Consider the following 15,246-nt stretch of genomic DNA (forward strand, 5'->3'; position numbering starts at 1 on the left):
GTTCCCCAGCGCCTGACCGGCGCTCGACGAGGAAAGACGTGATCGACTTGCCCGACCTCACCGCCGTGAAAGCCGCACTGCGGAAGCAGCGGATCGAGACACCGTCGTGGGCGTACGCCAATTCCGGCACCCGGTTCAAGGTGTTCCCGCAGGCAGGTGTGCCGCGCACGCCGGAAGAGAAGATCGCGGACGCGGCGACCGTGCACCGGTTCACCGGTGCCGCGCCGAGTGTCGCCCTGCACATCCCGTGGGACCGGGTCGACGACTTCGCCGCGCTCACCGGTTTCGCGAAAGACCTGGGCATCGGGATCGGCGCCATCAACACGAACGTCTTCCAGGACGAGGACTACAAACTCGGCTCGGTGACCAACCCGGACGCCGCCGTGCGCCGCAAGGCGACCGATCATCTGCTGGAGGCGGTGTCCATTATGGACGCCACCGGATCACGCGACCTGAAGCTGTGGTTCTCCGACGGTATCAACTATCCCGGCCAGGACGACCTGCGCGACCGCCAGGACCGGATGGCGGCGGCGCTGCGGGAGGCCTACGACCGGCTCGGTGACGGCCAGCGGCTGTTGCTGGAGTACAAACTCTTCGAGCCCGCGTTCTACGCCACCGACATCCCGGACTGGGGCACCTCTTACGCGCATTGCCTGGAACTGGGCGAGAAGGCGACGGTGTGCATCGACACCGGGCATCACGCGCCCGGGACGAACATCGAATTCATCGTCGCGTTCCTGTTGCGCGCGGGCAAACTCGGCGCGTTCGACTTCAATTCCCGGTTCTACGCCGACGACGATCTGATGGCGGGGGCGGCGGATCCGTTCCAGTTGTTCCGGATCATGTACGAGATCGTCCGCGGTGACGCGCTGGATCCGGCGTACGGCATCAACTTCATGCTCGACCAGTGTCACAACATCGAGGCGAAGATCCCGGCGATCATCCGGTCGGTGATGAACGTCCAGGAGGCCACGGCGAAAGCCCTGCTGGTGGACCGGGACGCGCTGCGGGCCGCGCAGCGCGACGGAGAGGTACTGGAGGCCAACGCGATCGTGATGGACGCCTACAACACCGACGTCCGGCCGTTGCTGGCCGAACTGCGCACCGAGGCCGGGCTCGACCCGGACCCGATCGCGGCCTACCACCGCAGCGGATACCAGGAGAAGATCGTGGCCGAACGGGCCGACGGCACGCAGGCGGGGTGGGGAGCATGAGCGTACCCGCCGAACTCGTCGCCCGGAGCAACGCGCTCGGCGCCGATCCACGCAACACGAACTACGCCGGCGGCAACACCTCGGCGAAAGGGGAAGTGCTCGACCCGGTCACCGGCAAGCCGACGGAACTGTTGTGGGTCAAGGGTTCCGGGGGCGACCTCGGCACTTTGACCGAGTCCGGGCTGGCCGTGCTGCGGCTGGACCGGCTGCGCGCGCTCGCCGACGTCTACCCGGGTGTCGAGCGTGAGGACGAGATGGTCGCCGCGTTCGACTACTGCCTGCACGGCAAGGGCGGGGCGGCGCCGTCGATCGACACCGCCATGCACGGGCTCGTCGGTGCCGCTCATGTCGACCACCTGCATCCGGACTCCGGCATCGCGCTGGCCACCGCGGCCGACGGCGAGGCACTCACCAAGGAATGCTTCGGCGACCGCGTGGCGTGGGTGGACTGGCGGCGGCCGGGATTCCAGCTGGGACTGGACATCGCCGCGGTGCACGCCGCGGATCCGCGGAAGATCGGCGTGATCCTCGGCGGGCACGGCATCACCGCGTGGGGCGCGACTTCCGAAGAGTGCCGCCGGAATTCGCTGGAGATCATCCGCACGGCCGAGAAGTTCCTCGCCGAACGCGGGAAAGCCGAGCCGTTCGGGGCGATCGTGCCGGGCTTCGAACCGCTGCCCGAGGCCGAGCGCCATGCGCGGGCGGCGGCGCTCGCACCGGGGATCCGCGGGCTCGCCTCGACGGATCTGCGCCAGGTCGGGCACTACACCGACAGCGACGCGGTGCTCGACTTCCTGGCACGGGAGAAGCTCGCGCCGCTCGCGGCGCTGGGCACGTCCTGCCCGGACCACTTCCTGCGCACGAAGGTCCGGCCGCTCGTGCTGGAGCTGCCCGCGACCGCTCCGCTCGACGACGTCGTCGAGCGGCTGAAGGAACTCCATGGGGCATACCGCGCGGACTACCGCGCCTACTACGAGCGGCACGCGACCCCGGACAGCCCGCCCCTGCGCGGCGCCGACCCGGCGATCGTGCTCGTCCCCGGCGTCGGCATGTTCTCCTACGGCAAGGACAAGCAGACCGCGCGCGTGGCGGGGGAGTTCTACGTCAACGCCATCAACGTGATGCGCGGAGCCGAATCGGTGTCCTCCTACGCGCCGATCACGGAGAGCGAGAAGTTCCGGATCGAGTACTGGGCGCTGGAAGAAGCGAAGTTGCGGCGGATGCCGGAGCCGAAACCCCTCGCGGGGCGGATCGCGCTGGTGACGGGTGCCGGTTCGGGGATCGGCAAGGCGATCGCCGAGCGGCTCGCGGCCGAGGGCGCCTGCGTGTCCATCGCCGACCTCGACGCGGAGGCGGCGGCCAGGGTGGCCACGGGCATCGGCGGCACCGACCAGGCCGTCGCGGTGACCGCGGACGTCACCGACGCCGCCGCCGTCCAGTCCGCCGTGGACGCCACCGTGCTCGCGTTCGGCGGTATCGACCTCGTCGTCAACAACGCGGGCCTGTCGATCTCCAAACCGTTGCTGGAGACCACCGAGCGCGATTGGGACCTGCAGCACGACGTGATGGCGAAGGGGTCCTTCCTGGTCTCACGGGCCGCCGCGCGGGCGATGGTCACGCAGGGGATCGGCGGTGACATCGTCTACATCTCGTCGAAGAACTCGGTGTTCGCCGGTCCGAACAATGTCGCCTATGGTGCGGCGAAGGCGGACCAGGCGCACCAGGTCCGCCTTCTCGCCGCCGAGCTGGGCGGGCACGGTATCCGCGTCAACGGCGTCAATCCGGACGGGGTCGTCCGCGGGTCGGGCATCTTCGCCGGTGGCTGGGGCGCGCAGCGGGCCGCGGTGTACGGCGTGCCGGAAGAGGACCTCGGCGCGTTCTACGCTCAGCGCACGATCCTCAAACGCGAGGTGCTGCCCGAGCACGTGGCCGCGGCGGTGTTCGCGCTCACCGGCGGCGACCTGACCCACACCACCGGGTTGCACGTGCCCGTCGACGCGGGTGTGGCGGCCGCGTTCCTTCGCTGAGACGGGAGAAGACGGTGTCGGTGCTGCGGGTGGCGGCCGTCGACCTCGGCGCGTCCAGCGGACGGGTGATGGCCGGGTCGGCCGGGCCGGGACACCTCGCCGTCGGGGAGGCGCACCGGTTCCCGAACGGCCCCGTCCGGGCCGGCTCGACGCTGTACTGGGACGTGCTGGGCATCCATCGCGAGACGCTGCACGGCATCCAGGCGGTGCAAGCCGGTGGCGGGCTGTCCGGGATCGGGATCGATTCGTGGGCGGTGGACTACGGATTGCTCGACGGCTCCGGCGCGCTGCTGGGCAATCCGGTGCACTACCGGGACAGCCGCACCGACGGGGTACCGGACCGGGTCGTGAAGACGATCCCCGCGCGGGAGCTCTACGACGTCACCGGAGTACAGCAACTGCCGTTCAACACGCTCTATCAGCTGGTGTCCGAAGTGGACAGACTGACGTCGGCGGAGACGATGCTGCTGATCCCCGACCTGCTCGGCTACTGGCTGACCGGGAAGGTCGGCGCGGAACGGACCAATGCCTCGACGACCCAGCTCTACGACGTCCGCGCGCGGACCTGGGCGGTGGACCTCGCGGCCCGGGCCGGGATCCCGCCGCGGCTGCTGCCCCCGCTGCGGGAGCCGGGGGAGCGGATCGGCACCCTGCTGCCAGAACTGGCCGCCGACCTCGCCCTGCCCCCGGTGCCCGTGATCGCCGTCGGTTCCCACGACACGGCGTCGGCCGTGGTCGCCGTGCCCGCCGAACCCGGCGCGCGCTTCGCCTACATCTCGTCGGGCACCTGGTCACTCGTCGGTCTCGAACTCGACGCCCCCGAACTCGGGGACGCCGCGTTCGCCGCGAACTTCACCAACGAAACCGGCGTCGACGGCAAGATCCGCTTCCTGCGCAACGTGATGGGGCTCTGGGTGCTGACCGAAACGCTCCGGACCTGGGCCGCGCGTGGCGAGCGCGCCGACCTGGCCGAAGTGCTCGCGGAGGCGGCCGAAGCACCGCCGCTGGCCGCGGTGGTGGACGTCGACGCGCCCGCGTTCCTCCCGCCGGGGGACATGCCGTTCCGGATCGCGCGGGCCTGCCGGGAGACCGGCCAGCGGCCGCCGTCCACCCGTGGCGAGATCGTCCGGTGCATTGTGGACAGTCTCGCGCTGGCCTACCGCCGCACGGTCCGCCGGGCCGCGGAACTGACGGGCCGGACGGTCGACGTCGTCCACGTCGTCGGCGGCGGAGCCCGCAACGAACTGCTGTGCCGGCTGACCGCGGACGCGTGCGGCGTGCCGGTGCTGGCCGGTCCGGTCGAGGCCGCCGCCCTGGGCAACGTGCTCGTGCAGGCCCGGACCCTGGGCGAGGACCTGCCGGACCTGACCGCGATGCGGGCGCTGGTCCGGCGGACGCATCCGCCGCGGCGGTATCCACCCTCAGGCCGGGGCGACGGCTGGGACGCCGCCGAGGCCCGCCTGCAGCGCCCAAGTGACTCGTGAGTGGTAATGACGTTTTAGATACGCACCGGGCGTAGGTTCGTTAGCGGTTGGCCGTGAAGGCCTCCTTGAGGGACTCAGGGTCCCTCAAGGAGGCCTTCACGGCCAGCTCGGACCATCGCCACCAGGCTCAGTGGCACCATCAGTCACCGCGAGCAAAGCCGCAGGTCACGACCTGGGCCAAGTAGCTCGTGAGTGGTAATGACGGTTAGAACCGTCATTACCACTCACGACACCTTCAGGGCCGTACGATGGACACCGCGGTGCCTTGTGCCGCGGCGCAGAGCGTCACGGTCCCGTCCTGGCCGAGCACGGAGAGATCACAGCGACAGGTGGCCTGCGAACGGCCGCTGTGCAGGACTCGCGCCTGCGCCAGCAGTCTGAGCCCCTTCGCCGGCCGGAGATAGTTGATGCTGAATCCGCCGGTGAGGATGGCCGGTCCCAGCGTCGTCCCGGCCGCGAAGGTGATCGCGTTGTCCGCGGCGTAGGCGAGGACGCCGCCGTGGAGGAAACCGTTCTGCTGCAACAGGTCTTCGCGAATGTCGAGTTCCAGGGTCGTCTCGCCGTCGCCGAACGAGGCCAGCCGGGTACCGAGCAGGACGCTGAACGGTTGCGACGCGAGGCCCTTCCGGGCGTCTTCGAAGGTCAGTGCGGTCATCAGAGCCATGCTTTCAGATCGGCCAGATCCACCACGGGCATCCCCCAGCGCAGCGCCGCGACTTCGAGGTCGGCGCTGCCGGCCATGGTGCCGTCGGGGTTCATGACCTCGCAGCACACGCCGACCGGCGGTAGGCCCGCCGCGACGCACAACGCGACCGTCGCCTCGGTGTGCCCGGACCGGTCGGCGAGCAGACCCGGCCGCGCGGCGAGCGGGAAAACGTGTCCGGGACGCAGGAAGTCACCGGCCGTCGCGGCCGGATCGGCCAGCTTCCGCACGGTGGCGGCACGTTCGTCCGCGGAGACGCCGGTCCCTGTCCCGGCCGCGAGATCGACCGGTATCGACCAGGCCGTTCCCTGCCGGTCGCCCTCGCCGGGCATGGGCGCGATCTCCAGTCGCCGCAGCACTTCCGGCGCGCACGGTACCGCCGGGAAACCGCAGACCTTGGTCAGCAGGAAGGTGAACGATTCCGGGCGGAGCCGGGCGCCGGCGAAGATCACGTCGCCTTCGCCCTCGGTCTCCGGGTCCCAGACGATGACGCCGCCACCCGCCGCGAGCTGCCGCAGGACCTTCTCCACGCCGACGCGGCCGCCGACGTGCCCGGCCCAGGGCAGCCGGGGCAAGGCCCGGTCCAGTGCCGAAGGATGTGCTTTCTCCACCAAGCGGCTGACCAGGTCGAGTTCCAGATTGACGCGGTCACCGGACTTCAGTTCGCCGAGCGTGGTGGCCGAGCGGGTCATCGGGAGCAGCACGACCGAGATCCGGTCGCGCAGCACCTCGGCGATGGTCACGCTGACCCCGTCGAGCGCGATCGGGGTCTTCGCGAGCAGCCTGTCCAGCAGGCGCTCCGGCGGCCGGATCCAGATCCGGAGGGCACCGCCTTCGTCATCGATCCGCACCACCTTGCCGACCGCGTCGACATATCCCTGGACGAGGTGGCCGTCCAGCGGGTCACCGACGTGGAGGGGCGTCTCGACGTTGACGGAATCCCCGGTCGCGAGCGTGTCGAACGTCGACCGGCGCCGGGTCTCCGCGGAGAGCACCGCCTCCAGAACGCCGTCCAGCGGTCGCACGGTGAGCCGCACTCCGTTGACACACACCGAACCGCCGTCGCCGACGCGGTCCGCGCACTTCGGCGCGCGCACCCGCAGCACGTCGCCCTTGATCTCTTCGATGGAACCCAGCTCGCCGATCCGGCCAGTGAACACGAATCATCACCCCGTTTTGACGCCGTACCCCAGCAAAGCCCGGCGCGTGCCGGACGTGGGGGACGCGGGGTCTCACCGCCTGGCCCCGGAATCGCACCGGGTCGTTCCGCCCCCTCGGCGGAACCGGCCGGCTATACGGCCACACCGTGGAATCGCACCACGAGCCGATCATATCCATCCTGTCGATCAGTTTCGAGGGGCGGATCCGCGACTTGCCCCGCGAGCTTACTTACTTGTAAGTTAGCTTTATGACGACGATCAAGGCCACTTCCGATCTGGACGCGGTCGAGGCCTTCTGCCGCCGCTGGGAGCAGGCGTGGAACGGGCACGACGGCGACGCGGTCGCGGCGATGTGCGCGGACGACCTCGTCTACGACGAACCGGCGCTGGGCACGACGGTCCACGGCCCGGATTCCCTGCGCGACTTCGTGAACCGCATGGCGCGCGGCTATCCGGACTACTCCTTCACGCGTGAGGGGCTGTACGCGGAGGTGACCCGGAACGCCGTGCTGGTCGCGTGGCGCTTCAGCGGCACCTTCGCCCGCACGGGCCGTCGCGTCGGATTCCACGGTGACGACCGGCTGGAACTGGGTGAGGACGGGCTGATCCGCGCCTATCGCTGCCTGTATGACAACAAGTTCGTCGAGGGTCAGCTGCGCGGCGCCGTGGCGGAAGCGTGAGCGAGACCCCTCGCGCCCGCATGCCCGCCGCGGTACGGCGGGCGGGGATCATCCGGGCGGCCGATGCCGAGTTCGCCGCGAACGGCCTGGCGGGTACGCGGCTGGAGGCCATCGCCGGCCGCGCCGGGATCTCGCATCCGCGCATCGTGCAGATGTTCGGTTCCAAACGGAAGTTGTTCCTCGAAGTCGTCCACGCGGCCTTCGACCGGATCGAAGCCGCGTTCGAGGGCGCCGAGCCGACGCTTGCCGCGCTGGGCGCCGCGTACTTGAGGCTTCTGCGGAGCGATCCCACCGTCGGGCTCGTCGTACTCCAGGGATACGCGGCGACGGCCGACGCGACCGTCAAGGAAGAAGTACGGCGACGTCACGTCGGCCTCATGCACTCGGTCGCCCGGTCGAGCGGCGCGGACGCGTTGCAGGTACGCACGTTTTTCGCCACTGGGCTCGTGCAGACGATCTCCGCGGCACTCGAACTGCCCGAACAGCGCGCGGATCTGGCCTGGAGCACATGGATTCTCGAACTCGCCGATCCGCCGCCCCCGGCCGGTTGAGCGGTTCGACAAGGAAGAACGGGAGAACAGGTCTTGGTCACCAAGCGGACAGCCGAGGTCAACGGGATCACGATGCACTTCGTGGAGCAGGGGGAAGGACCTCTGGTCCTGCTGTTGCACGGCTGGCCGGAGACCTCGCATTCGTGGCGTCACCAGATCGGCCCGCTGGCCGAAGCGGGCTATCGCGTCGTGGCGCCGGATCAACGCGGGTACGGCCGCACCGAGTGTCCTGCCGGGGTGGAGCAGTACACGCTCCTGCATCTCGTCGGTGATGTCGTGGGCCTGATCGAGGAACTGGGTGAGCGGCAGGCGATCGTGGTGGGGCACGACTGGGGTGCGCCGGTCGCCTGGCACACCGCGTTGCTGCGCCCGGACATCGTGCGCGGGGTCGCCGGGATCAGCGTGCCACCGGCGCCTCGGGCCCCGGCGCCGCCGCTGAGCCTGCTGCGACAGCACTTCGGCGAGGGTTTCTACCAAATCTACTTCCAGCGGCCCGGCGTCGCCGAAGCCGAGTTCGGCGCGGATCCGCGCACCACGTTCCGGAGACTGCTCGGCGCCTCCTCCGCCGGGGCCCCGGTCGTCCGGGACGGCGAGGGTTTCTTGGACCGATTCACCGACGTCGACCGGCTGCCGGATTGGCTGGATGACGAGGACATCGACGTCGCCGTCGAGTCGTTCGCGCGCTCCGGGTTCACCGGCGGGCTGAACTGGTATCGCAACATCGATCGCAACTGGGAGCTGCTGGCACCGTGGCGGGGCAAGCCGATCACGCCGCCCGCGTTCTACCTCTGCGGTGACGAGGACATCACCCGCGCGTTCACCGATACCGGAAATATCGCCAAAGCCGCGACGGACGTGCGCGGTGTTGTCGACATCCCTGGGGCGGGTCATTGGGTTCAGATGGAACGCCCTGACGAAGTGAACGAGGCGCTGCTCGGCTTCTTCAAGCAGTTGTGACCCCTTCGCCCCTTCGGCGCCGACGGAACGGAAAACGCGGTCGCCGGGTGACGTCGGCTTCGAAATCGATCGTGACCGACAGGTCGAAACGGAATCGCTCACCGTCAGTGATGTGCGTCGTCGTGCATTTTTCGGTAAAATGCCGACCTCGCCACTGAAGCGGGTATTCGGCACGCGCCCTTCCAAGATCACCTCATGACATCCTCGCGCCCGCAAGAGGAAAAGTCCCGCATTCGACGGAAACCGGCGTGGCACCGGGCGGTTCAAGCAGCCCGGTAAGCGGAGCGGCGACTCTTGCTCACCCCGGTCGGATCGGCGATGCTTGCGCGGGGGTCACGGATCAGAGCCTGCCACTTCGACTCAGTGGAGGAGTGCCGGTCGGGTGTGCGGGCGTCTCTCCCGGCTTGACGGCAACAGCGGGGGACGCGGTACCGGGCCTGGGACGGTGTCGGACGTCATGGGGGATTCATGATCGACATGAGTGCACGGTTGTTTCGGCCGGTAGTGGCGCATGAGGAAATCGTGACAATTCCGATTTTGTCTTTGCGTCCCGGTGAATCGCCAAGACTGAGAGGTGAGGACAAGAGACATGTCGCGCGGCTCGCGGAAACGGACGCGCCGCTGCCGCCCATCCTGGTCGACCGGCGCACGATGCGGGTCATCGACGGGATGCACCGGTTGATGGCCGCCTCGATGCGGGGCCAGGACACGATCGATGTCGAGTTCTTCGACGGCGATCCCGAAGAAGGATTCCTGAGGGCCGTTCAGGCTAACGTGACCCACGGTTTCCCGTTGTCCCAAGCGGATCGCCGGGCCGCCGCGATCCGGATCGTCGCTTCCCATCCCCGGCTGTCGGACCGGACCATCGCGGAGATCACCGGCCTCGGCGCCAGGACCGTCGCGTCGATCCGGCGATCCAGCGACTCCGTCCCGGAGGCGACGACGCGGATCGGCCGGGACGGCAAGGTGCGCCCGGTCGATCACGGCGAAGGGCGGCGGCGCACCGCCGAATTCCTTGCCCGGAACCCGAAAGCGTCACTGCGGGAGGTCGCCAGGGCCGCCGGTGTTTCCCCGGGCACGGTCCGGGATGTCCGCAAGCGGCTCGAACGCGGGGAGGGGGCCGTGTCGCCCGAGCCTCGGCAGGGCGGCACGATCGAGCGGGCGAAGAAGGAGGCCGCCCTGCTCGAGTCCGCGGAGCGGGAGCCCGACACGGTGGCCGAGGGGAGCTTCGACGCGGATCGCGAGGCGGCGCGGTACGCGCTGGAGAAACTGTTGCGGGATCCCTCTCTGCGGCACAACGAGCAGGGCAGGCGGCTCCTGCGGCTCATCCAGCACACCGCAGCCGAGGCCAAGGACTGGCTCGGCGCCACCGAGACCGTGCCGCCCCACTGCCTGGCGATGATCACCAGTCTCGCCCGCCATTTCTCGGAGATCTGGCTCTCCCTCGCGGAGGAACTGGACGATCGCGCGGCGATCGCCGACCCCTGGGGGGTCCGTCCGGTGGACGACACGAAGTAACCGGTCCCGGCGGCCCGGGTGCCGCGGCCGCCGGGCACCGTTCGCCTTGGGGTGCGTCCTCGCGCGCGGCCCGGACCGATCCTCGCCTCCCGTGCGAAGAAAATCGACGAACGCCGTATCGCGTTCACTTTCCGGCTATTCCGCCGCGTTTCCCCGTATTCGTGTTCAACTGCGCGAAAGGCGGCAGTTGAACACGGTGGCCACACATCACTCCGCTGGGGCATGGTGCGTAATCGCCCTGCATGAGTGCAGTGCAAGTCGAATACTAAGGAGCTGGACATTGCGGTTCGCGCTGGGGCACGACGATCTGCATTCGACCGAAGAAGTGGAAATCCGTTCGCTCTCCGTCGGCGACTCTCCGCGAATCGGCGGCGAGAGCCTGGAACACGTGGAAGCATTGGTCGCCGCCAATGTGCCGCTGCCACCGATCGTGGTGCACCGGCCCTCGATGCGGGTCATCGACGGCGTGCACCGCCTCCGCGCCGCGATGCTGGCGGGCCGCGGGACCATCACGGCGCGGTTCTTCGACGGCACGGAGGAAGACGCCTTCATCCTGGCGGTGGAGTCCAATATCGCGCACGGGCTGCCGCTGTCGGCCGCCGATCGCAGGCAGGCGGCGGAGCGCATCATCGCCACCCACGGCCGGTGGTCCGACCGGATGATCGCGTCGGTGGTCGGGATGTCCGCCAAGACGGTCGCCGACATCCGCCGCGGCACCGAAATCGGTGCGGCGGGCGAATTCGCCCGTATCGGCCGCGACGGCCGGGTCCGCTCCATCGACGTGAGCGCGGGTCGCAGGCTGGCCCACGAGATGATCGTCGGGGACCCCACCCTGTCGTTGCGCCAGGTCGCCCGCGCCGCGGGGATCTCGGCGGAGACCGTGCGGGACGTCAAGAACCGGATGCTGCGCGGGGAGGACCCGGTCCCGCGGAAACGGCAGGCGAAACCCGGGGGATGGGGTGACGAAGACCGCCCCGCGGAGCGCGTCGTCACCCGGTGCGAGGTGAAGCCGCCACCGGCCACCGTGGTGGCGCGGCTGCGGGAGGACCCCGCGCTGCGGCTCAACGAGAACGGGCGGGAACTCCTGCGGCTGCTGAACATCCACCTGGTCCGTTCCGAGGATTGGAACAGGATCATCGACAGCGTGCCGCCGCACAGCACGGAAACGATCGCCGAGCTGGCGCGTTATTGCGCCGAAAAATGGTCGGAGATCGCGTTCCGTATCGAACACAAAGGATCGAAGTCGGCTTAATGGCCATTTGTCGAAAACCTATTTCGGAGGTGTCAAGTGGAAATCGGATCAGTCGACCATGTCGAGTTGTTCGTGGCGGACGCGGAAGGGACGGCGGCGAGGCTGTGCGACTCCTTCGGGTTCGCGCTCGCCGGCCGGGGCGGTGAGCACACCGGCCTGCGCGGCTGCGAGTCGGTGCTCCTGCGGCAGAACGACATCGCGCTCCTGCTGACGACGGCCACCAGCCCGGACCACCGCGCGGCCGAGTACCTGCGGCACCACGGCGACGGTGTCGGCGTGATCGGCATCGGGGTCGGCGACGCGCACGCCGCGTTCGGCGAGGCGGTGGAGCGCGGGGCCGTCCCCGTGGCCCCGCCTGAGGAATTCGGCCCGGTGGGCGCGCGGGTCACCTATGCGTCCGTGCTCGGGCTCGGCGACATCGAGCATCGCTTCGTCTCCCGGGAAAAGCCAGGAGGCCCGTTCGCGCCCGCCATCGAAGAGACCGGCACCGGCGCGTCCGGCGGCCTGCTGAAGCGGGTCGACCACTTCGCGGTGTGCGTTCCCGCCGGGGAACTGGACGAGACCGTCCGCCGCTATCAGGACATCTTCGGTCTCACCAAAACGTTCGAGGAGCGGATCGTCGTCGGTTCTCAGGCGATGGACTCCAAGGTCGTCCAGAGCCGGTCCGAGATGCTCACCTTCACCGTCATCCAGCCCGACGTCACGCGCGCCCCCGGGCAGATCGACAAGTTCGTGAAGTCCCACGGCGGGGCGGGTGTGCAGCACGTCGCCTTCCTCACCGGGGACATCAGGACCGCGGTGCGCACCAGCGCCGAGCGCGGCGTGCGGTTCCTCTCCACACCGCTGAGCTACTACGAGGCACTGCCCGGCAGGCTCGGCGAGATCGGCGTCCCGGTGGACGAACTCAGCGCGCTCGACATCCTCGCCGATCGCGACCACACGGGCGTCATGTTCCAGATCTTCACCGAGTCCACGCATCCGCGGCGAACCCTCTTCTACGAGCTGATCGAGCGCCGGGGCGCGCGGACGTTCGGCAGCAACAACATCCACGCCCTGTACGAGGCCGTCGAACGCCAGCAGGCGGCCGACACGGCCGCCCGGAACGGCTGACGCGTCCGGTGTGCCGACGGGAACGGGGGCCGTCATGGAGTTGACGCTGGGGGAGTTCGCGCGGCGGGCCAGGGAACGGCTGGACCCGCCGGTCTGGGACTTCCTCGAAGGCGGCGCGGGGGAGGAGCGGACGCTGGCGGCGAACACCGCCGCGTTCGACCGGATCCGGCTGCGGCCGTCGGTGCTGCGGGGAGCGGGGCGCCCGGGAACCGGCGTCAAGATCCTGGGCCGGACCTGGGCCGCTCCGGTGGCGGTCGCGCCGGTCGCCTTCCACACGCTCGCGCACCCCGAGGGTGAGCTGGCCACCGTCCGCGGGATCGGGGCCGCCGCGAAGGTCCCGGTGGTGGTCAGCACCTTCGCGGGCCGCACTTTCGAGGAACTGGCGGCCGAGACCGCCGTGCCGCTCTGGCTCCAGGTCTACTGCCTGCGGGATCGCGCGCTCACCCGGCACCTCGTCGAACGCGCCGAGCGCGCGGGCTTCGAGGCGCTGGTCCTGACCGTGGACACGCCACGCCTCGGCCGCCGTCTGCGGGATCTGCGCAACGACTTCCGGCTGCCGCCGGGGGTGACTCCCGCCAACCTGGAAGGAGACGGTTTCTCCTCACCGTCGGCACACTCGCGCGCGGCGTTCGACCCCGACCTGGACTGGTCGGTGGTGGACTGGCTGCGTTCGGTCTCGGCCTTGCCGATCCTGCTCAAGGGGATCCTCACCGGGGCCGACGCTCGGCGCGCGGCCGAGGCCGGGGTGGACGGCATCGTGGTGTCCAACCACGGAGGTCGTCAGCTCGACGGCGTCCCGGGAACACTAGACGTGCTCCCCGAGGTCTCGGCGGCCGTCGGCGGGCGGGTCCCGATCCTGCTGGACGGCGGGGTGCGGCGGGGCCGGGATGTGCTGGCGGCGCTCGCGCTGGGCGCCGACGCGGTCCTTGTCGGGCGCCCCGTGCTGCACGGCCTCGCGGCCGGGGGAGCCGACGGCGTGCGGAACGTCTTCACCGTTCTCCTCGACGAACTGACCGACGCGATGGCGCAGGCCGGCCTGCGGACCCTGGCCGACGTGGGCCCCGAGCTCGTCGGCCAGGCGCCGGTGCGGCGTCGCACGCCTGTACGTGAGCTGCGCCTGACGGATCTTCACGCGAGTGTCGCCGATCCCGGTATGGACACGATGAACTTCCTGAACGAGGTGACGGCGCGCTACCCGGACGCGGTGTCGTTCGCACCGGGACGGCCGTACGCCGGGTTCTTCGACACCGAGCAGATCTTCGGCTACGTGCGCCGCTATCTGGATCATCTGGCCGACCGGGGCCACTCGCCGGACCAGGTGCGGGAAGCGGTGTTCCAGTACGGGCCCGCCGCCGGGCTGATCCGGGAGCTGATCGCCGATTCCCTGCGGGTGGACGAGGGCATCGAAGTGCCGCCGGAGTCGATCGTGGTCACGGTCGGCTGTCAGGAGGCCATGTTCCTCACGGTGCGCGCGCTGATCTCCGGCCCGGACGACGTCCTGCTGGTCGCCAGTCCCTGTTATGTGGGGATCACCGGTGCCGCCAAACTGCTGGACGCCGAGGTGGTCGCCGTCGAGGAGGACGATGACGGCCTCTCGTGCGAGGCGCTCGAAGCCGCTGTCGAGGCGGTGCGGGCGCGGGGCAAACGTCCCCGTGCCGTCTACGTGGTCCCGGACCATTCGAACCCCTCCGGCGTCACCATGCCGCTCGAAGCCAGGCGGGCGCTGCTCGACCTGGCCGGACGGCTCGGCCTGCTCGTCCTGGAGGACAGCCCGTACCGGCGGGTCAGCCCGGGGCCGCAGATCCCGGCCCTCAAGGCGCTCGACCGGACGCGGCAGGTGATCCACCTGGGTTCCTACGCCAAGACCGTGTTCCCCGGGGCGCGCGTCGGCTTCGTGGTCGCGGACCAGCCGGTGCTGGCGCCGGACGGCGGCACCGGTCTGCTCGCGGCCGAACTGGCCAAGATCAAGAGCATGATCACCGTGAACACCTCGCCGCTGAGTCAGGCGGCGGTGGCGGGCGCGCTGCTCGACTCCGGTGGCCGCGTTTCGGAGTTCGCCACCGAGACGTCCGCGTACTACGGCGAGGCCATGCGGCGCACGCTGGAATGCCTGGAGCACGAGTTCCCGGCCGGGCTGAGGGCGCGGCTGGGGGTGAGCTGGAATGCGCCCGGCGGGGGCTTCTTCCTGACCCTGCGGGTGCCTTTTCCCGCCGACAACGCCGCGCTGACCCGGTCCGCGCAGGACTTCGGGGTGATCTGGACACCGATGTCGTATTTCTATCCGCAGGGCGGTGGCCGGACCACGATCAGGCTTTCGACCAGTTACCTGACGCACGCGGACATCGAGAAGGGCGTCGCGCGGCTGCGTGGCTTCGTGGAGTCGGAAGCGGGACTGGGCCGCTGAGCGGACCGTCGCAAGTAGTCGACTAATTGCGACAGCACACGCCCAAGCGTGGAGGATCAGGGACGTTCGATGTCCTCAATCCTCCACGCTCGCGCATGCCACGTCGCTGGCGCCACTCGCAACCCTGAGGTCGGGTGTGAGGGGCTGAAGGGGACTTTCCCCTCATCTGACGCGCCCTTCGGCAGA

12 protein-coding genes are annotated in these 15,246 nt (G+C 69.6%); 10 read left to right on the forward strand and 2 right to left on the reverse strand.

The window, feature by feature from the left end:
- Positions 1-38 precede the first annotated feature (38 nt).
- Genes rhaI through SD37_RS16570 form a run of 3 tightly spaced genes read left to right on the forward strand, consistent with a single transcriptional unit; the run spans position 39 to position 4,725 of the window.
- Positions 39-1,214 carry an L-rhamnose isomerase gene (rhaI, locus tag SD37_RS16560; RefSeq protein ID WP_044850648.1) on the forward strand — a complete coding sequence of 392 codons (1,176 nt, stop codon included), beginning with the start codon at positions 39-41 and terminating at the stop codon, positions 1,212-1,214.
- A complete protein-coding gene (locus SD37_RS16565; RefSeq protein ID WP_044850647.1) occupies positions 1,211-3,241 on the forward strand; it encodes a bifunctional rhamnulose-1-phosphate aldolase/short-chain dehydrogenase in 2,031 nt (676 codons plus the stop codon). Before rhaI ends, SD37_RS16565 begins: the two co-directional genes overlap by 4 nt.
- 23 nt (positions 3,242-3,264) lie before the next feature.
- Positions 3,265-4,725, forward strand: coding sequence for a rhamnulokinase (locus SD37_RS16570; RefSeq protein ID WP_236725462.1), 1,461 nt, complete (start codon positions 3,265-3,267; stop codon positions 4,723-4,725).
- Between the two features lie 235 nt (positions 4,726-4,960).
- Here the strand turns inward: SD37_RS16570 and SD37_RS16575 are convergent, their stop codons facing one another.
- Together SD37_RS16575 and SD37_RS16580 are read right to left on the reverse strand one after the other, a co-directional pair.
- Positions 4,961-5,380 carry a PaaI family thioesterase gene (locus SD37_RS16575; RefSeq protein ID WP_044850646.1) on the reverse strand — a complete coding sequence of 140 codons (420 nt, stop codon included), beginning with the start codon at positions 5,378-5,380 and terminating at the stop codon, positions 4,961-4,963.
- On the reverse strand, positions 5,380-6,588 hold the full coding sequence (locus SD37_RS16580) for a 3,4-dihydroxy-2-butanone-4-phosphate synthase (protein WP_044850645.1): 1,209 nt from the start codon (positions 6,586-6,588) through the stop codon (positions 5,380-5,382). Before SD37_RS16580 ends, SD37_RS16575 begins: the two co-directional genes overlap by 1 nt.
- 248 nt (positions 6,589-6,836) lie before the next feature.
- Between SD37_RS16580 and SD37_RS16585 the strand changes: the two genes are divergently transcribed.
- The 7 genes from SD37_RS16585 (at position 6,837) to SD37_RS16615 (ending at position 15,060) form a co-directional block, all read left to right on the forward strand.
- Positions 6,837-7,268: a nuclear transport factor 2 family protein gene (locus SD37_RS16585; RefSeq protein ID WP_044850644.1), complete on the forward strand. Its 432-nt coding sequence runs from the start codon at positions 6,837-6,839 to the stop codon at positions 7,266-7,268.
- Positions 7,265-7,819, forward strand: a complete 555-nt coding sequence (locus SD37_RS16590) for a TetR/AcrR family transcriptional regulator (protein WP_083254981.1) — start codon at positions 7,265-7,267, stop codon at positions 7,817-7,819. The genes SD37_RS16585 and SD37_RS16590 overlap by 4 nt, the downstream gene beginning before the upstream one ends.
- A gap of 33 nt (positions 7,820-7,852) precedes the next feature.
- Positions 7,853-8,776 carry an alpha/beta fold hydrolase gene (locus SD37_RS16595; RefSeq protein ID WP_044850643.1) on the forward strand — a complete coding sequence of 308 codons (924 nt, stop codon included), beginning with the start codon at positions 7,853-7,855 and terminating at the stop codon, positions 8,774-8,776.
- A gap of 522 nt (positions 8,777-9,298) precedes the next feature.
- Entirely contained in the window at positions 9,299-10,294 is a 996-nt protein-coding gene (locus tag SD37_RS16600) for a ParB/RepB/Spo0J family partition protein (protein WP_236725385.1), read from the forward strand.
- Between the two features lie 280 nt (positions 10,295-10,574).
- On the forward strand, positions 10,575-11,546 hold the full coding sequence (locus tag SD37_RS16605) for a ParB/RepB/Spo0J family partition protein (protein ID WP_236725386.1): 972 nt from the start codon (positions 10,575-10,577) through the stop codon (positions 11,544-11,546).
- Positions 11,547-11,582: 36 nt separating this feature from the next.
- Positions 11,583-12,656, forward strand: coding sequence for a 4-hydroxyphenylpyruvate dioxygenase (hppD, locus tag SD37_RS16610; protein ID WP_044850641.1), 1,074 nt, complete (start codon positions 11,583-11,585; stop codon positions 12,654-12,656).
- A 34-nt stretch (positions 12,657-12,690) separates the two neighbouring features.
- Positions 12,691-15,060, forward strand: coding sequence for an aminotransferase class I/II-fold pyridoxal phosphate-dependent enzyme (locus SD37_RS16615; RefSeq protein ID WP_052674849.1), 2,370 nt, complete (start codon positions 12,691-12,693; stop codon positions 15,058-15,060).
- Positions 15,061-15,246: the final 186 nt, after the last annotated feature.

Source organism: Amycolatopsis orientalis, assembly GCF_000943515.2.
In the GTDB taxonomy this organism is placed as follows: Bacteria; Actinomycetota; Actinomycetes; order Mycobacteriales; family Pseudonocardiaceae; genus Amycolatopsis; species Amycolatopsis orientalis.